A 20964-nucleotide genomic window follows, 5' to 3' on the forward strand; every position below is an offset into this window, starting at 1 on the left:
TTCCGCTGCTGTCGACCGTGAGCGCGACGTGCGTCCAAGTGTTCTGTGCGATCAGTCCAGCGGAGGTACCGCCATCGAGCAAAACAGTGGTGCCTTCACGAATGAAAACATCAAACGAGCCATCTGCATCGGAGAACAATGCCAAACGCGAATTGGGATCTCCGCTGTCGGACAATTCAAAGATGACATCGCGGCTGGCGACATCGTGGTAGATCCAGGCCGAAATCGTCCCCTCGGTCAATCCGTTGAAGTTGGCTGCGACGTGGGGGCTGAAGTCGACGTAGTCGTTGCTACCATCCAGGCTGAGCTTTCCGTCACCGATCTGATTGGTACCGGTGGTCGTGTTGATGGTCGCCCCATTGGTCAGGGTCCCGTCATAGTTGTTACCACTGCTATCGCTTGTGTCGGTAACGCCTGCCTCAGAATCAAACCTGTTGTGCAAGATCAAGCCCGTTGTGATGTCGACTGGAGCGGTCGCGTCATACAAATCCGCAGCTTCAGTAGCTGTGAATTGGCGTGCATAAAGTCGCACGTCGTCAATTTGCCCCTCGAAGTCATGGGTAGTTGCCGAACTGGCACCGATCAAGAGATCCGTGTTGGCGGTCAAGTCGAGTGCACCAGCCGAATTGCTGCCAACCAAGTTGCCGTCAAGGTACGTTGCGATCGCGCCACCACTGCGAGTCACGGTTGCCTGATGCCACGTGCCATCGGCAATCGCTCCGAGACTACCCGTGCTGCTGCTTCCACCGGACTTCTGATGGAATCGAAGCGAGCCGCCCGCGTCGACGTACATGCGATAGCCGTTGGTGCCTTGGTGGCTGAGCACAGTTTGCTCGCTACCGTTGGCCGCATCGAGCTTGACCCAAACCGAAATCGTGAAGTCGCTGGTCGCAAAATCGAAGCTGGCATCATCGGACACCGTGATAAAGTTGTTGTCGCCCGCAGAGTCACCACTAAAGTCAGCCGCCTGCGTACCAACGACCCCTGCTGTCAGCGACTCGCCGTTGTCGTAGGTGCCCGTGTTGCTGTTGCTGGAAGAATCGTTGGCAATGCTGAGGGCATCGCTATCAAATTCGTAGTGAGCCACCAGGTTACTGGTGATGTCCAAGGTTCCCCGCCATGAAGCCTGGGCCATGAATCCAAACGCCACATCCGTCGATACATCACCGACGGTGTATTCCAGAATCCAGTCGCCGCCTAAGTCGGCATGCCCCGTCACGTCATCGCTTGCCGCTACATCGCAGTCACATACGATCGCCAAAATATCGATCAGGTCGCGGCCTTCTTCGGTCGACGCCAAATCGCAACCGTAGATCAGAAGGTCGGCATCGCTGTCGAGTGAGTGGCCCCACGATGCGATGTCGCCCGCGTAGGCGGCGCTGGTTTCGAGATCCAGTCGCGCGTTGCCAAGCTGGACCCCTTCGCCATCGCCGTGCGAAAGAATGTGGATGGCGTCGACGCTTTGCAGTCGGGCAAGGGTTTCGGTGATGCGCTGGATGCCGTTTTCGTTTTCGCCGATTCGAACGATCAACCACTGGGATGCCGAACTGCTACGAAGATCGGCAAGCAGGGTGTCGGCATCTTCGACGCCCGCGTCGAAGAAAACGACTTCGATCGGCAGCGCAGGATCGAGCGTCGGTGCTTCGTCGAATTCGATCGACTCGGTCCCATCGTCGGCTGCGTCGGCATCGTCGCTGGACGGCCGGGAAACTTCGACCAGCGCCGGCGGAGTTTCCGCAGCGACCAAGGCGTGACCGTCCGCACTCAGTTCGGCCATCAACGCGTCCGAAAGATCCGCGGCATCGATGCCCGCGTCTTGGGCGTCGATGCCTTCCCCGCTGAGGAGAACGCGATCCTCGAGAGGATAGAAGTCGAAATTCCGTTTTGATTGAGACTTGGCCACTTCACTATCTTCCGTCGCAGAGTCATTTCCTTTTCAGCCGGCGCGGACCGCGCCTAGCTCACAGCTATGGAAAAAGTAGCCCGTAAATCGGCATCGAGTCGAATAATTGGCGAAGGTTTGCGGGTTGTTACGATCGAAACGACTGGGCGGCCGTTCCCGGCAAAGCCGGTTGGATCTAGGCAGTTTGGCTGAGCGCCGGTTTTAACGACGACGGAGCCAAGACCCGCGACGGGGAAGACCGATCCTAGGAAAGTGTGCTTCTGCATACACGCGCACTTTTTCCGCCAACGATAGAGCAAGGATGCTTTACCCGGGCCAAAAACGTACGATCGGCACCCGCTATGCGCGTGCTTCGATTGCTTTCACCTGCATAGCGTTCGCTATGTACGGGGATCGTTCATTGGCACAATCGGTCGAAGTCGCAACATCCGGTACGCCCTTTCAACTCGTCGAGTCCGACGGCGAATCGGGTAGCCGGTTGGCATGGTGGTCCGATGAAGTCAGCTCGCCGCTGCTGGATCGCCCGAATTGGGTGACATTTGATCTTCAAACGCTCTTGGCCGATGCACTCGCACACAGCCCGCGTATCCAAGGTGTATCCAAACGCACCAGCATCGCACTCGAAAAGATTGTCCAGCAAGATGCTGCCTTCGATCCGAACGTTCTGCTGGAAACCCGTGCCGGTCGTACCAATGATCCGGTCGGCAACTCGCTGACCACGGGCGGACCACCTCGTTTGAACGAAGAATCATTCACCGCCCGAGCCGGAATCACTCAAGCCGGACGACGGGGTACCGAACTGGATCTGTCTCAAGAATTGGGCCTCCTGGACAGCAACAGCCTGTTCTTTCAGCCCAACAATCAGGGCAATGCCCGGCTGAACCTATCACTGACGCAACCGCTGCTCGGTCGCGGCGGACAAGTTTATAACGAACGACTGCTGATGCAGGCCCGCATCGACAGCCGGACAAGCTGGCAAGCGATGCGCGGCGAAGTGGAACAGCAACTTGCCGACGTCGTGTCCGCTTATTGGATGCTCTACGAACTGCGTTGCCACCTGGTCCAAGCCAAAGGGCTATTTGAACAAGCTCGCGCGATTGAATCGATTCTAACGGCGCGCCGGCACTTCGACTGCGGCGAGATCGAACTGGCCAAGGCTCGCGGCCGCGTTGCCAAACGTAGCGACCGCGTTCTGCAATTGATGGCGGACATCCAAAAGCAGCAAGTCAGGTTGGCGCGGGCGGTCGGTGCCGAAGAACTTGTCGCCGGCGGTGCTCAGCTTGAAATGATTCCTCGGGCCGTCACTGATTTCCCGACGCTTGAGATCGATCTTGCACAAGCCGTAATCCAAGGGTTCGAGAACCGCGCCGAAGTCCGCGCCGCGGCGTTGGCGATGGAGTCGGCTGCATTGTCGATCCAGGTGACGCGGACGGAATTGATGCCCGAATTGGTCGCCGTCATGAACGGATATCTTGCCGGATTGAACGGAGACAGTGCGGCGTTCCGTTCGTTTGGCGATCAGTTCTCGACCGGCGGCCCCGGCTTTTCGGCCGGCCTTCGGTACGAACTGCCCTATGCACGCCGCGCGGCCCGAAGTCGACACCGTGAAGCCAATCACCGCTATCGCCAACGAAGCGAAGAATTGCGTGAAGCGATCCAGTTGACGCACGCGGAAATCGCAATCGCGCTGGTCAACTTGAACACCGCCATTGCACAGCAAGAAACCAAACGCAACGTGCTCATCACTGCGACACAGGAAGAAACCATTCTGACCGCCCGCTGGGAAATGATGGCCGGTGACGGTGGCAACGTCGGAACGGTCCTGGAATCACTTCTCGATTCGCAACAACGACGGGCCGACGCCGAAAGTGATTGGAGCTCAACAAAGAGCCAGTACCTAACAACTCTCGTGGAACTTCAACGCGCCATGGGAACCCTGCTTCGCTATGAACAGATCGATGTTGTCCAACAGACCTGCGACAACGTGATCGAATTCGTTCACAACAGCAACGCCCCTTTTGCTGATGCCCCACCCCAACCTTCGCTCGATACTGAACCACCCGTGATCAACGCATCACTGGGCATGTCGATTGGCGACATGATCGACGAGCAGGAGAGTCAGCGCTAACCATGATTTGCCCCAATCATATCCGAATACTGCTAACCGCTTCGGTCGTCGCCCTCGCGTCGTTTGCCCCGAGCGTCGCATTCGCCCAAATGCAGAGTGTCCTCGATCGCACACCATCGCGAGTGGTGTACGAAGGCTTGACCGAGCCGCGCCATACCATCATGGTCGCCGCCAGTGAAATCGGTCGACTCGATTCGGTTAGCGTAAAAGTCGGTGACCAAGTCGTTGCCGGCCAGGTCGTTGCGACCTTGGACGAAACACTGCAGCAGTCGGCCGTACGCATCGCCACGATGCAGTCGCTGATGACGGGTGAACGTGACGCCGCGATGGCGGAAGCCGAACTGCACCAATCTCGGGTCGAGAACCTGCGTGAGTTGGCGAAAAACGGCATGGCTCGTCCGGACGAACTGGCTCGCGCGGAAATGGAATTGCGTGTTTCTTTGGCACGGTACGCGACTGCCGAAGAACAGTTCCAACTGCGTCAGCTTGAATTGCAACGCTACCAAATTCAGCTCGATCGACGCAAAGTCCGCGCTTCGATGAGCGGCGTGATTTCCAAAATCTTACGCAAGCCGGGTGAATACGTTTCGCCCAGTGATCCGTCCGTCGTTCAGTTGCTAGTCGTGGATAAGTTGATTGCGGTGTTCAACGTACCGGTGGAAGAAACGCCATCGGTTCGCGTGGGCTCGGGTGCGAGAATCTTTTTGCGCAGTTCGTCGACGACGATTGATGCCACCATTACATCGATCGCACCCGATATCGAAGGCGAAAGCGGCACGCTGCAAATTCGCGTTGAATTGGACAACGCAGATGGCCGCTTGATGGCGGGCGACCGTTGTACGTTGCAGTTTTTCATGGGCGGTACATCCACCGCCATGCGTCGCCCCGATAGCACCTTGCGGATGACCAACCACGCGAACCCTCAAGGTGCCCAAAGATGACCTTGACCGGGGCAAACACAACAGCACCAACTTCGGCGACACGAGTCTCCCTGGCGGGACCCACCGCCGATGCGATGTCGGCTGCGCTGGACGATGCGGTTGCCAAGTTGGCGGCGGTCGCCGAATGCCCCGTGTCGTCGCCTCCTTCGCAGTTGGACGAGTCCACCCTGTTGTCGATGCGATTGCTCGAAGCGATGGCGATCGCGCCCAGCCGATCCGAGTCGCTGCGGTGTCTGGTCGCCACGTTGGCGTCTTTGTGTCCTGATGCCACTGTCCGTGGCGGGCTAGGTAATGCCCGATTGACTCGTTTTGTTGATTCGCGATTGGGCTGGCTCGGCCCCGAAAGCACCTTGCAGCAAAAAGCTGCGGCGATGTGGGACGGTTCACCGCATCGACGAGCAACCGACAAAAGCAACGAAGACCAAGACCAAGCCGCCGAACAAACCGGGCTGCAACGCGCTTCGGTCGTGCGGCGCGATCATACGATCGAAATTCGTTTGCCGGCTGCCGAAGGCAATGGACGGTGCGTGGTGTGGATCGACGGCACCCTTGGCAGAATCGAATGGCTGCCCGCCACCGTGAATGCGATCAACGCCGTGTTGTGGGGGCGACCTTCGCGATCGCTGCCAACGATGGCGATCAACGTTGCGAAACGTTCCACCGCATTGTTGAGCATCTGCGCCGTGCTGTTGGCGCTGGCGACGCTGTGGCCGGTTCCTTATCGCGTCGCATGCACGGCGCGAGTCGAGACGGCCGGCGGACGTTTTGTTGCGACGCCGTTCGAAGCAACGCTATTAGCGGCGCACGCACGGCCGGGCGACGCGGTGAGCGCCGGGCAAGTTTTGTTGGAATTGGACGGCCGACCGCTGCGATTGGAACGCGAAGCCTTATCTGCTGAGATCGGTCAAGTGTCCAAAGAATATGACGTCGCGCTGGCCACACGCCGAATCGCGGAAGCCCAACAAGCCGAACTTCGGAAAAAGCAACTCAACCGGCAACTCGAATTGATCACCGATCGATTGGGGCGTTTGGAAGTGATCAGCCCCATCGATGGAATCATTGTTAGCGGCGATTTGGACAAGCATATCGGTTCGCCGCTGGAGCAGGGGCAAACTTTGATCGAAGTCGCGCCGTTGGATCAAATGCGGCTGGAAATTGATGTCCCCGAACATGAAATTGCTTTCGTGAAAGTCGGCAATCCGGCGCGCGTCAAGATCAACGCGACCGGCGGCCCATCCATTCGAATGCCGCTACAAACGCTGCATCCTCAATCGGAACTGAGGGATGAAGTGAATGTCTTCGTCGGCTCGATCGACCTCGAAAACACCGACGGCAACCTGCGTCCGGGAATGCAAGGGGATGCCATCGTCTATGGTCCGCTGCGGCCATGGATTTGGTCGTGGGTCCGAGGCGGTTTCGAACGCATTTTGTGGTGGGCGGGATACTGATGGAAACGACGCCACCGCCTGAAGCCGCGATGATGATCCAATTCGATCCCGACATCGAATTTTCGCATCGCGACGTTGGCTCGCGAACACAGGTGATCGCACACCATGCCGCGACCGGAAAGTTCTTTCAACTGGGCACCGAAGAGTATCGCATCGCCAGCCTGCTGGACGGCCGGCGCACGATCAGCGACGTGATGGAACAATTGGCGATCGACGGCGTCGATTGGGATCCGAACGACGTTGCCGAACTGATCAAACGATTCGTCACAACGGGTGTGGCGAGAAACATTTCGCCGGGCGCCGGTCCCCAGCCTCCACAGCCGATTCCGAAGCCAACGGCATCACAAATTTTCCAGCGTTGGCTTCCGCAATCCTTGTCGATGGTGATCAGCCAACGGATCCCGTTGCTGCAGGGCGAAGGGATCGCGAGTTGGCTTGAGCGACGTGTCGGCGCCGTGTTTTCGGTCAACGGCATGTGCGTTTGGTGCGTTCTGGTGGCCAGCGGATTGCTGGTTGTGTCAAAGCATCACCGAGAGTTCGGCATCGAATTGCGTCGGATGTTTGACCCCGGCATGTGGATGATCCTGTTTGCGATGTGGGCGATCGCCAAGACCCTCCACGAACTCGGTCACGCCGTGGCGGCAAAATATCACGGTGTCCGCGTCGGCAAAATCGGGATCATGTTTTTTTTGTTCGCACCGCTCGCCTATGTGGACGTGACCGACGCGTGGAAGTTGCGAAGTCGGTGGAGCCGCGTCCAGATTGCGCTCGGCGGCGTGTACGTCGAACTTGCGTTTGCCGCCGTGGCCGCGTGGACGTGGTGGTTCTTGCCGCCGGGAATCGCCAAACACTTGGCCGCACAGTTCTTTCTGGTTGCCGGTCCGGCAACGATCTTGGTGAATGCCAATCCGTTGTTGCGATTGGACGGCTACTACGTGATCGCCGACTTGACGGAAATCCCGAACCTTCGCATGCACGGCCGCAGCCAGTGTGGAGCGTGGATCGAGAAATGGCTGGTCAACATTCCCTCGCCGCGGCCACTGTTGAGCGGATGGCGACGATCATTCGCAACCGTGCATGCGGTGTCCAGCGTGGTGTTCCAATTGGTATGGATGAGCGGTTTGGTGATCGGCGTTTCGATTTGGGCGAAAGGCCTTGGCGTGGCGCTGGCGATTGTTGCAGTCTTGCTGTGGGCGGCCCTGCCACTGGCGAAGTGGATATGGAAGGTATGGAATTACCAATCAAGTGAAAAACGGCTGTTCACCAGCCAACGGTATCGATTGGTCATGCTCGGATTTCTTGTGTTCACAGCGTTCCCATCGATCAGCTATTTTCACTCGCCGTTCCAACGCCGCGTCCCAGTGGTCGTGCAGTTCCGCGACGAACAAATCGCGCGTGCCGCGGTCGGCGCGTTTGTCAAACGGGTCTATGTATCGCCTGGTCAACGTGTCGATCGAGGGATGATCTTGATCAAGCTCGAAAATCCCGACCTTCGGGTTCAACGTGACCAGAAGGCGGATGACTTGAAGCTCGCCGAATTGCGTGCGATCCAATTTCGTCGCCAAGAATCCTTGTCGCGCGCGGCGAGCGAAATCGAAAATGCCGACAGCCTGCGTCGCCAATTGATCGAACTTGATGAACAGATCGATGCCCTGACAACCTACGCGCTGCGCGACGGCTTTGTGATCGGCCGCGGCATCGAACGGCTGCCGGGTCGTTTCGTCGAACAAGGCGAAGAGTTGCTTCGCGTTGCCGATCCGCAGGAAAAGGAACTGTTGGCATCGATCGGCCCGAGCGATGTCGAAGCGTACCGACAAGCCATCGAGGTCAGGCATGCAACAGAAGTCCGACTTCGCGGCGGACTGTCGTTTTCGACCACCCCCGCCCATCTGCGTCCGCGGGCGAGCGTTTCACTTCCTCATCCCGCACTGGCGGCGACGGTGGGTGGTCCGTTGGCTGTCGAACCTTCACCGAATGAAGGTGAGCCTTGGCGTGTTGCGTCGCCACAAATGCAAAGCATCACCCATCTGGACCCGATCACAAGTCTTGACATCCAAGCTGGCCAGATCGGCACCATGACGATTCAAGACAACCACACAATCGCGTCGCGAATCTTTGAAGCACTATCGCATTGACCGCCCCGCGATCGAGGAAGTTTCCAAGATCACGACGCGGCCAATGAGTGCGAACTTTGCCGGGCTCCATCATCTAGCGGGTGAATGCCAGGCCGCCCGTGGTTGCTCCGTCCAGCTTGAAGGTGAATCCGTTTTCGCTGGCCGTCCAGGTGCCTCGCATCTGTTGTTGATCGTTGGCACGCACCAACGTCAACTGCGTGCCAGCGATTTGATAGGTGCCGGCGAACTGGCTGGTCGCACCGGACTTGGTCGCCGTCCACGAGAACTGTCCATCGTCTTGCAAAACCAATTCGACGGATTGGTTGCCGGGCAACGCAACCTTCCACGTGCCAACGTTGATGGACACGACCGAAGACGGTGCCGACGTGAATTCGGGAATGCTTGACGCCGCCGAAACAGCATCGGTTTGGGCGGGTGACTCCGTCGTCAACGACGCCAACATTTGCAGTGCCGATTGGGCTGGCGGATTGTCGGTCGCGGCAGTCCGAGCGGGTGCCGGCGCCGCGGCCGCAGCAGTGCTTGGTGACACGGCAGCTTGAGACGGGGGAATCGTTGACGCGATCGCCGGCGCGGGTGCGGGCTGCGACAAGGTCGGCAGTGCGTGAACAGGCTGTGCGTGGTTGGGCTGGGCGTAGACGGGTTGCGAATACGTTGGTTGCGAATAGGTGGGCTGCGAGTAAGCCGGTTGCGAATAGGTCGGCTGGCTGTAGGTGGGGCGGCGGTAGACCGACGGACTTGCGATCGGCGCCCGGACGATGCCTCGCACGCCGCCACCACCGAAGCCGATGCCGATGCCGATCCCACCGCGGAATCCGCCACGGCTGCCGCCACCACCACTGCCGCCGCAAGCGGACGCCGGAAGGGTTTGGGCGGCGCTGATGGCGATGGTGGCCGCGATCACGATTCGCTTGAAGTTCTTGGTCATGGCTTGGGTTCCTTGGATCGATGGTTTTGTGTGTTTCAGGTTTCGGTGGGTAGCGGACGACTGCCCGCTAAGAGTCCAAGCGTGACCACCGACACCGTGTTACAAAACTTTTTCGAAAAACGAAAAAAGGGACGCGATCCGCTCGAGTTTCCTCGTGCTTCACGCGTCCCTCTTCCGAGCGAACCCCATCGCCTCACACCGTCTTTTTCCGACCCCAACCTATTGAGCCAACCATGAAGCCAGCGTTTCGGCGGCGGATTTTTCGTCAGCTTTCGGCTTCAATTCTTTTGCCATCGCGGCCGCAATGCGAGCGACGTATTCGATGGTGCCTTTGACCGCTTCGTCAGGTGCCGTCGCGTCCAACTTGGCGACATAGATCACCAAATGTTCACCTGCGTTGTTCTTCTCGATCGCCCAGGCACCGATTTTGGTCGCGGAACTTTGGCGAAGCAGTCGGTTCATCAACTCGGCCGTTGGCTCTTCCTTGCTGACCTGGACCAGCGACCAAATCTTTCGGACATCGGCCCGTTCGAAGTACTCGGTGTCCTTGGCGACGAATACCGCTTGCGTCGTTTCGTTGGCCAGCTTGTGGTCGACTTGGTAGTGACCGGCCGAGCTGACGGTGTGTTCGATGTCGGCGTCCTCGAGCAGCTTTTTGCTGGCAATCGGAGCCTGTTTCCAGCTGCTCGACAACAGCGACCGGATCTCGGTGATGTCGACACAGAAGCTGATCAGCGGATTGTCGGGCGAGAAGGATTGGGCCAGAGCAACCAACTTTCCTTCGCCGTCGACGATCGGGCCACCGCTATCGCCGGGCTGGATCGGGCTTTGCGTTTCGACGGCTCGGAAGTTGTGTTCGCCGTGGTTGGATTTGAATTTCTTGTCGTAGACGGCTCGCACCGATCCGGACGTTGAAACCCACATCACATCGCTATTTCCGGGGTTTCCGACCAATTCGATGGTGGATCCCGGCTTGATGCTCTTTTCTGCCAACTCGATCGCTTTGACGTCGCCAGGAAGTTTCGGCAACTGAATCAGCGCCAAGTCCAGCCGCCGATCGACGGCGACCACTTTGCCGGGTTGGGCCAGCTTCAAAACGTTGTCCAGGTAATGTTTCCGCTTGACGTTCGGAATGCCGTCGTTGATGTCAGCGAAGAAAACCACCACCGTGCGGCTGTCGCCGACAACGTGTGCATTGGTCAGCACGATTCGCTTTTCGGCGTCGACAAGGACGCCCGTGCCGGTGGCTGTTTCGTTGTCGGCATCGCTGGTCACGATCCAGGCGGTCGACTGAACGACGCGAGCATAAGTCTCGGCGTCGCCGCGAGCCGTTACGGCAACCATCGCGACAACTGCGACAATCAAATAGCGACTCAGAAACGCGGCGGCGGGTGTGAAAGGGGATATCGGTTGCTTGGCAGACATGGCGGAAGTCCTCGGAAAGTGTGAATCGGGTGGGGTGATGTTGAAATAAGCGAATACCGGGCGAGGATGTTACGGATTTGCTTTCAAGAATTTGATCGAAAGGCCTGATTTGCCGGACGAATCGACGATACGTAGCTGCATTTCGATCGACGTCACCGACACGATCTGAAACTTCACATCGGCCTTTCCGGATTCCGAAAGCGTCAATTGATCGGCGTTCTTGACCAAGGTGCCCGACGAGATGGCCGCCTTTTTCCCGACCAGATGAACCATCTTGAAGGTCCCGCTGGCACCGAATTCCACGGCGATGGACGCGTCCGACGGCAAACTGCCGGCCCACTTGCCGAAGATCGAAGCCTGGCCAGCCGGCGTGGATGCCGCCGTGGATGTGCCTCTGGTTTCGGCCGTCGTCGGCGAGTCCGACGATGGCGTCGATTTCGTTTTCAACTGGATCCAGGTATCGGAATGAGCGATCGCGACGTTCGCCAGATTTGACAGCTGGCGTTTCAATTCTTTTGTAGTGACGTTTCGGTTGGTGAAAGCGGTCTGCAGCCGGATCATCTTTTCATCGCCATCGAACACGAATGACGCGTCTTTAACATCTTTGTTGACCGCCATTAGCGCCAGGACCATTTCGCTGCTGACACTGCCTGGGTCGATTTTCACCAAGGACATACGGCACTCGATACGGTCGGCTTCGACGTCGATCGTCATCGAAACCGGAAACTTCCATCCAGCGTTTTCGACTTTGATCGAGATGCGTTCCTTGTTCTGCTTGGTGATAAAGCCGGCCGATTCCAAGGCGGTGGTCAACGAGCTTGGCCCGGTAATGCGGTCGAATCCGGACGCTTCGGTTCGCGTGGCAACGTCCGACGAGGCAACCGCAGCCGTGGTGAAAACCGAATCCATCGCAATCTCTGAGAACAACGGATCGTCACCCAGAGCTACGTTGGAAAGCAGAGCTACATCCGAGAGCAGATGACTGGTGAACAAGTGAAAGGCGACAAGCATCAAGCAAGAAAATCGGTTTCTCATCGTAAAACTCACATGAAAGGAAGAAGCGAAAGGGGTTCGCCTTTTCCAAGCGTGAAAGATGTCACTTTGTTACCTATGAGAAATCGATTCGAAAAGTTTTCAAACTTTCTCGTAACACATCCTCGCTGCCGTCGCTTGGTCGGTTAGTCAAGTGACGCCCAGCGACGACGAGACACGGCAGACTCACGATCGCTTCCTCAACTATCTCTGCCAAGTTTGGAGAACTTCACGATGTTCAAGAAAACCCTGTTCGCAATCGCTCCCATGATGTTGCTCGCTTGCTCGGTCCAGGCCAACGACGATCTGCTGACCGCCATCGCCAAGATGGACACCGCAACCGAAAAGGTTGCACAGGTCGAAATCGACGACGATCAGCTGGGCCAAGCCGACGTCGATGCCTTGCTGGGCGACGATGAAGAAAACAGCAGCGACGCGATCGCCGCCTGCTTCCGTCGCTTCGGTGGATACGGTCGCAGTTACGGCAGCTACGGCGGATACAGCAGCTACCGCAGCCACGGTTATCGATCGTGCTACACGAATTGGTACAACCCGTGCTACACCAGCTACAACCGCTGCTACACACCTGTGTACACCTACTCGTGCTACACACCTTGCTACACCAGCTACTGGGGTTGCTACTAGTCGAACGACTGCGGCGTACCGCAGCAAATGAATCACTCCATGCCTGGCAACTCTTTCGATGGGGTTGCCAGGCTTTTTTTGTAACGAAACAACCCAATCAAAAGTTCACTCAAAGGCTTTCCCATGATCACCATCCGATTCTTTCGATACACCATGGTCGCTTGCGTCACGACCACCATCGCGATCTGCTTCGCCGCGATCGCACAAAGCCAGACGATCGATACGGCGCAGGTGCTTCACGGCAACCCGCGTTGCGACCACGTCATCGCTCAAGTCATGCGACACGGTGTCAACCAAAGCATCGATCGCTCCGCGGCCGTCGGCAACATCGCTGGATCAACGCCGTTCGGTTTCGCGTCGATACCATCCGATCAGATCGGCGACCTGCAAATCGTGTCGGTGCATCGCTGTGGCGATTTGCAAAACCCGGTCGGACCTCGATTCAAGATCGTCGTCATGAATCAAAGCCAGCATCGCGTGGACGGCGTCGATGTATCGCTGGTTGCCCTCTTGGGCGCGATCCAACCGCACTGTCCCAATGCGACCGTCCGCACATGTGCCATCGAGCCTTGCACGGCGGCGGAAGTCGAAATCACGCTGCCGATCGAAGCGATATCGATGGGTAACAATCACGGCGTGGTGATCGGATTCCAACGCTTGGTTGTCGCGATCGACAGTCACGACGAATGGATGGAGATCGACGAAGCCAACAACATTCAAGCAATGGCGGTGGCAACGATTCCGGTCATTGCCCCCGTCATCACGCAAGTCAGCACCGAAGTTTCGCAGCCGGAATTCGCCCCTAGCGAATCGGCACCCAGTGTTCCAGCGTCCAGTGTTCCAGCGTCCAACGCTTCGGCACAAGCCGCGATCCAGGCAATCGCTCCGGCGGTGACAACGGACACGGTCAACGTGGACGAATTGCGAATGGCGGTCGAGAAGCTGGGTGCCAGCACGGCGGAAGTCGACGGGACAACGCGGTAGATAATCGCGTCACGATCGAAATAGCGAAAGTCATTTGCTCTGGAACCGGACCAAATGGCTTTCGCATTTGTGGACAGCAACACCGGCACGAACTTCAACGCGACGTCTGCTCACTCCGGCATCGTCGTTCCCTTCGTGGATAGCACTTGTCCCATTTGTGACCAAGCCTTCACCACACGGTGGTGGATGAACCACGCGACCAACAACCCCAGCATGCCAGCGATCACCGCGGCCAGCATGAACCACCGCGATGATGAGGGGATCACGATCATCAGCACGCTACCGATCAACGGCACGAACGCCGCGATCAAGGTATAGACCAAGCTGCGGTTGACCATCCGTTCCGCTCGCGTGTCAAAGTCCGTGTCCTGCATCGTGCTTCGCAAACAATGCGGATAGAAAACGAACGTGGCCAACCATGCCATCCCAAAGTACGGATACGCCATCCCGATGCCGCCGCAGATCAACGACGATAGAAACAACTGCAGCGATGCCATCACATGAAAATCGGGACTGAGGTAATGGAAGATGATCGGGAACAAAATTCCCGACGAAATCCACATCGAACCGCCGATGATCGCCGCGCGATGCCCCAGTTCCAACATGTTTCCCAAGTCGCGGCTATCGACCCGTTGATCGTGACGCGAACAATCAACGGCGCGCACCATGCTGCGTGTTTGCAGGATCGCGAATACGGTCGCCAGCGGAAAATAGGTCAGATTCACGATCCACGAAATCCATCGAAGCGTTTCCTTTAGCGACTCGGTCTGCATGACTTCGTTCATGTTGTATTGATAATTCAAACCGCCGGCGATCGCGTGAGGGATCAATAGCACCAAACAAGCCATCACCCACGGTGACTGACGCGACAACCAGGCTCGCCAAGACGACTCGGGTGGATCGAACAACGTCGCCGCTTGAGGAAACAACGACAAACGCAAACGTCCCGCCATTTCGGCGCCGTCGCCAAACCGATCGGCCGGTTCGACCGACAACGCGCGGCGTAGCGTTTTCTCTAGCACACGTTCCGCCGCTGCGTGCGGCGCAGTTTCATCGCAATGCGGAACGGCAATCGCACAATCTCGCGACGCCAATTGGTCCTCGGCCGCATCGCTCCACGACAATGGCATCGCACTGGTTTGAAACGGTCGCCGACTCTGCCACAACTCCCACAACAGCACGGCCAACGAATAGATATCTGCCGGCTCACGAATCGTGTCTTGGTCGGCATGGTCTTTGTCGATGATCGCACGCAGATGCTCGGGCGACATATAGCCCAACGAACCGCCCAACGACGCGACTTTGCCAGCGTGTTCTTCCGAATCCGAAAAGCTGACATTGAAATCAGCAAGTTTTGGAATTCCCTCGGCCGACAACAACACGTTGGCCGGCTTGACGTCGCGGTGCAAGATCTGTTGCGAATGGGCTTCGTGGAGGGCGCGACAAAGATGGACTCCGACCCAGGCTACCACCTGGGGCCACGGCGATGCGGCAATCCACTGGCGCGTCGATGATTGATCGGGCACAACTTGCGCGGCTTCGAGTAATTGTTCATCCACCGACCGCAACAGCAACCATCCGCCCACGCCCGCCCGACCTTCCGCGGCGACGAACGATCGAAGCGTTTTCACGACGTCGGCAAGCGTGCCGCCCGGAACGAACTGCATGTACAAAAGGTGCACCGAAGAATCGCCGAGCATGCGTTGGTCGAACACGCGAACGATGTTGGGGTGATCGAATTGGGCCAACGATTCAGACTCGCCCCCCTTGCCGAACGACACCTTCAGCGCGACGAGCCGTCGCATCGAAATCTGCTGAGCCAAATAGACCTGGGCAAAAGCACCCTGACCGAGTTTTTGCAAGATCCGGAAGTCGTCAATCTGTTCGTCGATGCCGATCTCCGGCGGCACTTCCGCCATAGCCGCGGACGAGATAGCGGCGATGGATTGCTCCAGCGGCAACAACAGCGCCGCCAACTTTGGGAAACGACTTTGGTACTCGGCCACATCCGGCGACTCGCCCAACTCCTTTCGCAACTGCATTTCCTCCATCACCAAATCCAGCGGCAAATGGTCGGGCGACAGCAAGCTTGGATCGATGGACAGGTAGGCATCGATGCGTCGAAGACGCCCGGTTTCCGCGGACATCGCCATGTCGAGCTTGATCAATTCCACCAGCAAGATGCGACGCGTGTCGGTGTCAATCGCCGGCAAATACGAACCGAGTTCGGCCGGATCATCGACACACCCGTTGTCGGCAAGCCGTCCCAAGCACTCGCCCAACCAATCGTCTGCGTCCATCGGCGCGGCATCAGAAGCGATTGTTGTGTTCACTGGTTTTCACTCGGATGGTCTTGGTCGGTCACGGATTCGCTATTCTATAGGTTTGCTTTTCTGATGGGAGACCGTTCCTCCCCCAACATAGTCGGTCGAGTGTCGACCCTTGCAGCAATGCGTTTCCAATCGAGAACATCCAAGATGACTGTGAACGAATCGATCCACGATGGCGATGCCCCCGACGATGCGATCGACCAATCGCTGATCGATCGCATCAAACAACACGATGCCGATTCGCTGGGCCGGTACATCGAACGGCATCGATCGGGTTTGACGGGTTTTCTAAGATCCATCACAACGGCGCGTCTGTTGAGCGCGGTGGAACTGGACGATCTGCTTCAGGAAGTCGCTACGACCGCCGTCGCTAGCTTGGACACCGCGCCGCTGGACCAATACGAACCGATGCAGTGGTTGCAGCAAGTCGCGCGTCGCCGCGTCGTCGATGCCCATCGCTTTCACTTCGGTGCCCAGCGACGTGATTCGCGTCGTCAACAATCGTTGCACGCACCGGCGGGCGGTGGCGATCAAGAAATGGGGCTGGAACAGATGCTGGCCGCAAGCATGACGTCCCCCAGTGCAGCGTTCAGCCAAGACGTTCGGCTGAACCGAATGCAACAAGCCATCGCAAGTCTGGGTGAAGAACAACGAACAGTCATTCGCATGCGTTATGTCGACGGATTGGCAACGAAACAGATCGCCGAACAATTAGAAAAAACCGACGTCGCGATCCGCGTTCTGCTTTCACGAAGCATGCGGCAACTGGAAAAGCTGCTCGAAGACGTCAAGCCGACGCGATAACTGCGCCGCGATTACATGCCCTCCCTTTCCGATCGCTCAAGGGCCTGACTATCCGGACCGAGTCATTCGATCGCCTTCTTCGATGGAAGCTTTCGTTTTTGATTCACTGATTTTGCGCGCCTTTGCATCCGTGGACTCGTGCCCAGCGATGGTCCACCCAACTTTGCATTTTGTTGACGACCACCATGAATCAAACGTCTACGCCGCTCCTTGAACTGAACCATTTGAGTTACCACTACGGAAAACAGGTCGCGGTCGATTCCTTGGACCTGCAGGTTGCCGAAGGATCGTTCTTTGGACTTCTTGGCCCCAACGGTGCGGGGAAGACGACATCGATTCAGTGCATCGCGGGCCTGCTATCACAGTGGTCGGGCAAGATGATGTTTCGCGGCGAACCGTTCCAACCTGCCGAAAATGTCGAACATCGCAAACGGATCGGCTTTGTTCCTCAGGACCTAGCGATCTACGACGATCTTACCGCGATGGAGAATCTTGACTTCTTCGGCCGATTGGCGGGACTTGCGGGTGCCGAGCTAACGGCACAGGTCGATCGCGCCCTCGAGTTGGCGGGACTGGAAAGCCGCGCCAAAGATCGCACGGGCGCGTTTAGCGGTGGTATGAAACGACGATTGAACCTGGCGATCGGACAACTTCACCAACCCGAACTGCTGTTGCTTGACGAACCAACCGCGGGCGTCGATCCGCAAAGCCGCGCGCACCTGTTCGATGCGCTCACGCGTTTGAACGAATCAGGAATGACGATCGTGTATACGACTCATTACATGGAAGAAGCGGAAAGGTTGTGCGATCCGATCGCGATCATGAACGCCGGCAAGGTGATTGGATTGGGATCTGCGAAACAACTCGCGGAAGACGTTGGCGATCCCAACGCCGACTTGGAAACTGTCTTTTTAAGCCTGACCGGGCGTTCGCTTCGCGACGAATGACCTTCGCGATCAATCAACTACGGACTCCTTCATGAACTGGCTTCGAACCACTTGGCTGATCGCACGGAAAGACCTTCGGCTGTATTTTCGCGACCGCATGGCGTTGCTGCTCGGCTTTCTATTGCCGATCTCGCTGGTCACGGTATTCGGATTCGTATTCGGCCAGGGCAACGGCAGCGATGTCATGCCCAGGGTTTCGTTGTGGATCGCCGACAAGGATCAAACCGACGCGAGCGCCAACCTGATCGAATCGTTGCGGTCGTCCGAGATGCTGCGTGTGATGCCCAACGTGGACCAAAAAATCGATGTCGATGGGATCACTTGCAAAGTTGCCGACGGCGATGCCAGTCATGTGTTGGTGATCGAATCAGGCTTTGAAGCATCCGTTGCCGAAGGTGGTGAACAGGGCCTCCGGTTGATTCGAGACCCCGGTCGCGAGATGGAAGATCGATTGATTCAGTTGGGAATCACTCAGGCCATGTTTTCGGTTCGCGGAGGTGACTATTGGTCAACGGCGCTGCGACAACAGTTTGCCGATGCGGGGATGCCCGACGATCAACTGGACCGTTTCTCGGATCAAGCCGATCGGATGACTCAGATCATCGACGGCTGGGTCAGCAGCAGTGAAACCAATCCGCTGGCCGAAACCGACGCGGCCCAGTGGGGATTCTTCGGCGAATCGGACTCCATCAAGACCGAGGACGTGGCGCCGCCGAGTCGCCCCAAACGAGTGACGTACCAGCTTGCCCAAAGCGTTGCCGGCGTTTCGGTCATGATGCTGATGTTCGGAATGGCGAGTTGCGGAACGACGCTGTTGACCGAAAGGGACGAAGGAACGCTGTCGCGACTGCTGTCATCCAGCGTCCCGCGAGGAACGATTCTTGGGGGGAAAGTCACGTTCACGTTCATCATCGGCATGTTGCAAATGCTGGTCATGTTGCTGTACGGCGAACTCGTGTTCCGCGTGGGCGTGTTTCGTGATCCGATCACGCTGCTGGTGATTTCGGCCGTTTGGACGTTGGCCGCAACGAGTCTGGGCATGCTGATCGCGTCGTTTTCGCGGACACGAAAGCAAGCCGAATCGATGACCCCGATCATCTCGCTGACGCTGGCGTCGTTGGGCGGATGCATGTTTCCGCTTCAATTGCTTGACCTACCCGCTCCCGTCGAAATGCTGACCAAGAGCATGGTGACCTATTGGTCGATGTCGGCGTTCCAAGGGTACTTTTGGGATGCAATGAGTCTTGCGAATTCCAAGATGCTGTTCGCGGTTGCGGTTCAGTTGGCATTCGCGACTGTGATGATGTCGGTTGCCAGTTTGCTGTTTCGACGCAACTTCCTTCGCGGCTAGGAACGCCGCATGGAACGAAAACCCAAGCAAACGCGGAACACCACACCCGCGATTCGGGCATCCCGGTCGAGATTGTAAAAAGCAGCGATTTTTCAGGGCGGAATCACGGCTCTGCGTCTCATCCGATGGCGGCCGGTACGATAAGCTAGCGATCTCGTGATCCGCGTTCGTCGGGTCCATAAACGACAGTGAGGCGATTCCTCATCGCCGATGACCTTCGGTGCCCGATCATCGAACGACGTCACGAGAGCCACCGATTCAATTCATGAAAGACTCATAGGTCCGAAGTATGCTCTCCGTCACGCTGATCTCCTTTCTATTCTTCACCGGCTTGGTTGCCGTACTGACGTGGTATTTCACGCGAAACGATGATCACGAAAGCAGCAGCGGCTACTTTCTTGGTGGCCGCTCCCTGACCTTTCCGCTGATCGCCGGATCCTTGTTGCTGACCAACTTGTCGACCGAACAAATGGTCGGGCTCAATGGCGCCGCCTTCACAGACGGCTTGTGTGTCATGGTGTGGGAAGTCGTGGCCGTCATCGCGTTGGTGTTGATGGCTTGGTTTTTCCTGCCACGGTTTCTCAAAAGCGGCGTATCGACGCTTCCCGAGTACTTGGAAATTCGCTTCGATCACCAAACCCAAGTCATCACGAACTTGATTTTCTTGTTGGCTTACGTTGGCATCCTATTGCCGATCATTCTGTACACCGGCGCAACGGGGATGATGGGCATCTTGGATGTGCCGTCGATGCTGGGTGGCCTTGCCGAATCGATAGACCTTGATCCTAAGACACTATCACTGTGGGTGATCGTCTGGGGCGTCGGCATCATCGGCTCAATCTACGCGTTGTTCGGCGGATTGCGAACGGTCGCCGTCTCTGACACGCTCAACGGAATCGGCCTGCTGGTCGGCGGACTCATGATCACCATCTTTGCACTTTCGATGTTGGGTGGCGACGGTGGAATGTCGGCCGGTGCGACGCAACTGTTCGAGGAACAGAAAGAGCGATTCAATTCGGTCGGTGGCGAGAAGTCGTCGGTCCCCTTCGGCGCCATTTTCTCTGGCATCTTCCTGCTGAACCTTTTCTACTGGACGACCAACCAACAGATCATCCAACGAACCTTCGGTGCCAGCAGTTTGGCCGAAGGTCAAAAAGGCGTGTTATTGACCGGGGCCCTGAAGTTACTCGGCCCGATGTATCTGGTCGTGCCCGGCATGATCGCGTATAGCATTTTCGCAGGCGACGATATCAAACCGGACCAAGCCTACGGGTTGCTGGTCAACAAAGTGCTTCCGCCGTATCTGACCGGCTTTTTTGCTGCCGCCATGATCGGCGCGATCCTGTCCAGCTTCAACTCGGCACTGAACAGTTCGTGCACGCTGTTCAGTCTGGGCCTCTACAAGAATGTGTTCAACAAAAACGCCGACGAAGCCTCGGTCGTGCGAAGCGGCAAAGTATTCGGATGGATCGTCGCCATCGTTGCGATGGCGATCGCGCCGCTGCTTGCCAACACGACCAGCATCTTCGGCTACCTGCAAAAGATGAACGGGATGTACTTCATTCCGATCTTTGCCGTCGTGCTTGTCGGAATGGTCACCAAACGGGTTCCGGCGTTCGCCGCAAAACTGGCGCTGCTGATGGGATTCATCGTGATCGCGACCGGCTATTTCGTACCACCGTTCGACAAGATCGTTGCCTCACTTCACGAGTTCCATTTCCTCGGACTCGTATTCAGTTGGCTGGTGATCATGCAGTTGGTCATTGGCGAAATTTGGCCACGCGAGACCGAGTTTGTCCAACAAGATGTCGGCGCGGTGAACATGACACCATGGCGTTACGCAATTCCGGTCGGTCTGGTCTTGATCGTGATCGTGATCTCCATCTACGCCACATTCGCCGACTTCACGGTGCTCGATCTCTAGACGATCGGTGTATCCCCAGTCACCTACCTGTTCATGCGAAGC

The 20964-nt window shown here is 57.4% G+C and carries 15 protein-coding genes (1 of these 15 cut by a window edge); 10 read left to right on the forward strand and 5 right to left on the reverse strand.

All coding sequences use genetic code 11. The features are described from left to right. Positions 1 to 1903: the 5' portion of a LamG-like jellyroll fold domain-containing protein gene (locus tag Poly51_RS00920; RefSeq protein WP_146453474.1), read on the reverse strand. Its footprint begins 26723 nt before the window's first position; 1903 of the gene's 28626 nt are visible here — the first part of the coding sequence; the start codon lies at positions 1901 to 1903; its stop codon lies off the left edge, out of view. A gap of 400 nt (positions 1904 to 2303) precedes the next feature. On the opposite strand from Poly51_RS00920, the gene Poly51_RS00925 reads away from it, so the two are divergent. From Poly51_RS00925 to Poly51_RS00940, 4 genes are read left to right on the forward strand one after another with little or no spacing between them, the layout of a single operon-like run. Continuing rightward, on the forward strand, positions 2304 to 4031 hold the full coding sequence (locus Poly51_RS00925; protein ID WP_186775263.1) for a TolC family protein: 1728 nt from the start codon (positions 2304 to 2306) through the stop codon (positions 4029 to 4031). A 2-nt stretch (positions 4032 to 4033) separates the two neighbouring features. Further along, complete coding sequence (locus Poly51_RS00930; protein ID WP_146453476.1) at positions 4034 to 4972, forward strand: efflux RND transporter periplasmic adaptor subunit; 939 nt, start codon at positions 4034 to 4036, stop codon at positions 4970 to 4972. Beyond that, positions 4969 to 6420, forward strand: coding sequence for an efflux RND transporter periplasmic adaptor subunit (locus tag Poly51_RS00935; RefSeq protein WP_146453477.1), 1452 nt, complete (start codon positions 4969 to 4971; stop codon positions 6418 to 6420). Before Poly51_RS00930 ends, Poly51_RS00935 begins: the two co-directional genes overlap by 4 nt. Continuing rightward, the gene (locus tag Poly51_RS00940) at positions 6420 to 8555 is read left to right on the forward strand and encodes a site-2 protease family protein (RefSeq protein ID WP_146453478.1); all 2136 of its coding nucleotides are present in this window, start codon (positions 6420 to 6422) and stop codon (positions 8553 to 8555) included. The genes Poly51_RS00935 and Poly51_RS00940 overlap by 1 nt, the downstream gene beginning before the upstream one ends. Before the next feature lie 73 nt (positions 8556 to 8628). On the opposite strand, the gene Poly51_RS00945 is transcribed toward Poly51_RS00940, so the two are convergent. The 3 genes from Poly51_RS00945 to Poly51_RS00955 all read right to left on the reverse strand — a co-directional run bounded on the left by Poly51_RS00945 (position 8629) and on the right by Poly51_RS00955 (position 11940). Next, positions 8629 to 9480 carry a hypothetical protein gene (locus Poly51_RS00945; RefSeq protein ID WP_146453479.1) on the reverse strand — a complete coding sequence of 284 codons (852 nt, stop codon included), beginning with the start codon at positions 9478 to 9480 and terminating at the stop codon, positions 8629 to 8631. Between the two features lie 219 nt (positions 9481 to 9699). After that, positions 9700 to 10905, reverse strand: a complete 1206-nt coding sequence (locus Poly51_RS00950) for a S1 family peptidase (RefSeq protein WP_146453480.1) — start codon at positions 10903 to 10905, stop codon at positions 9700 to 9702. A 69-nt stretch (positions 10906 to 10974) separates the two neighbouring features. Continuing rightward, the gene (locus Poly51_RS00955; protein ID WP_146453481.1) at positions 10975 to 11940 is read right to left on the reverse strand and encodes a hypothetical protein; all 966 of its coding nucleotides are present in this window, start codon (positions 11938 to 11940) and stop codon (positions 10975 to 10977) included. Positions 11941 to 12171: 231 nt separating this feature from the next. On the opposite strand from Poly51_RS00955, the gene Poly51_RS00960 reads away from it, so the two are divergent. Together Poly51_RS00960 and Poly51_RS00965 are read left to right on the forward strand one after the other, a co-directional pair. Beyond that, a complete protein-coding gene (locus tag Poly51_RS00960) occupies positions 12172 to 12582 on the forward strand; it encodes a hypothetical protein (RefSeq protein WP_146453482.1) in 411 nt (136 codons plus the stop codon). A 123-nt stretch (positions 12583 to 12705) separates the two neighbouring features. Beyond that, positions 12706 to 13566, forward strand: coding sequence for a hypothetical protein (locus tag Poly51_RS00965; RefSeq protein ID WP_146453483.1), 861 nt, complete (start codon positions 12706 to 12708; stop codon positions 13564 to 13566). Between the two features lie 110 nt (positions 13567 to 13676). Here the strand turns inward: Poly51_RS00965 and Poly51_RS00970 are convergent, their stop codons facing one another. Then, the gene (locus Poly51_RS00970; protein WP_146453484.1) at positions 13677 to 15899 is read right to left on the reverse strand and encodes a serine/threonine protein kinase; all 2223 of its coding nucleotides are present in this window, start codon (positions 15897 to 15899) and stop codon (positions 13677 to 13679) included. A 144-nt stretch (positions 15900 to 16043) separates the two neighbouring features. Between Poly51_RS00970 and Poly51_RS00975 the strand changes: the two genes are divergently transcribed. The 4 genes from Poly51_RS00975 (at position 16044) to Poly51_RS00990 (ending at position 20922) form a co-directional block, all read left to right on the forward strand. Then, complete coding sequence (locus Poly51_RS00975) at positions 16044 to 16700, forward strand: RNA polymerase sigma factor (RefSeq protein ID WP_146453485.1); 657 nt, start codon at positions 16044 to 16046, stop codon at positions 16698 to 16700. A 185-nt stretch (positions 16701 to 16885) separates the two neighbouring features. Next, complete coding sequence (locus Poly51_RS00980; protein WP_146453486.1) at positions 16886 to 17647, forward strand: ABC transporter ATP-binding protein; 762 nt, start codon at positions 16886 to 16888, stop codon at positions 17645 to 17647. A 31-nt stretch (positions 17648 to 17678) separates the two neighbouring features. Further along, complete coding sequence (locus Poly51_RS00985) at positions 17679 to 18998, forward strand: ABC transporter permease (RefSeq protein WP_146453487.1); 1320 nt, start codon at positions 17679 to 17681, stop codon at positions 18996 to 18998. A 289-nt stretch (positions 18999 to 19287) separates the two neighbouring features. Continuing rightward, complete coding sequence (locus Poly51_RS00990) at positions 19288 to 20922, forward strand: solute:sodium symporter family transporter (RefSeq protein ID WP_146453488.1); 1635 nt, start codon at positions 19288 to 19290, stop codon at positions 20920 to 20922. The last annotated feature ends 42 nt before the right edge of the window (positions 20923 to 20964 follow it).

The organism is Rubripirellula tenax (genome assembly GCF_007860125.1).
Classification (GTDB): Bacteria; Planctomycetota; Planctomycetia; order Pirellulales; family Pirellulaceae; genus Rubripirellula; species Rubripirellula tenax.

Coding starts and splice junctions, on each gene's coding strand:
- Poly51_RS00965 (WP_146453483.1), top strand. CDS start 12,706: ATGATCACCATCCGATTCTTTCGATACACCATGGTCGCTTGCGTCACG.
- Poly51_RS00980 (WP_146453486.1), top strand. CDS start 16,886: ATGAATCAAACGTCTACGCCGCTCCTTGAACTGAACCATTTGAGTTAC.
- Poly51_RS00975 (WP_146453485.1), top strand. CDS start 16,044: ATGACTGTGAACGAATCGATCCACGATGGCGATGCCCCCGACGATGCG.
- Poly51_RS00930 (WP_146453476.1), top strand. CDS start 4,034: ATGATTTGCCCCAATCATATCCGAATACTGCTAACCGCTTCGGTCGTC.
- Poly51_RS00985 (WP_146453487.1), top strand. CDS start 17,679: ATGAACTGGCTTCGAACCACTTGGCTGATCGCACGGAAAGACCTTCGG.
- Poly51_RS00955 (WP_146453481.1), bottom strand. CDS start 11,940: ATGAGAAACCGATTTTCTTGCTTGATGCTTGTCGCCTTTCACTTGTTC.
- Poly51_RS00960 (WP_146453482.1), top strand. CDS start 12,172: ATGTTCAAGAAAACCCTGTTCGCAATCGCTCCCATGATGTTGCTCGCT.
- Poly51_RS00950 (WP_146453480.1), bottom strand. CDS start 10,905: ATGTCTGCCAAGCAACCGATATCCCCTTTCACACCCGCCGCCGCGTTT.
- Poly51_RS00945 (WP_146453479.1), bottom strand. CDS start 9,480: ATGACCAAGAACTTCAAGCGAATCGTGATCGCGGCCACCATCGCCATC.
- Poly51_RS00935 (WP_146453477.1), top strand. CDS start 4,969: ATGACCTTGACCGGGGCAAACACAACAGCACCAACTTCGGCGACACGA.
- Poly51_RS00990 (WP_146453488.1), top strand. CDS start 19,288: ATGCTCTCCGTCACGCTGATCTCCTTTCTATTCTTCACCGGCTTGGTT.
- Poly51_RS00940 (WP_146453478.1), top strand. CDS start 6,420: ATGGAAACGACGCCACCGCCTGAAGCCGCGATGATGATCCAATTCGAT.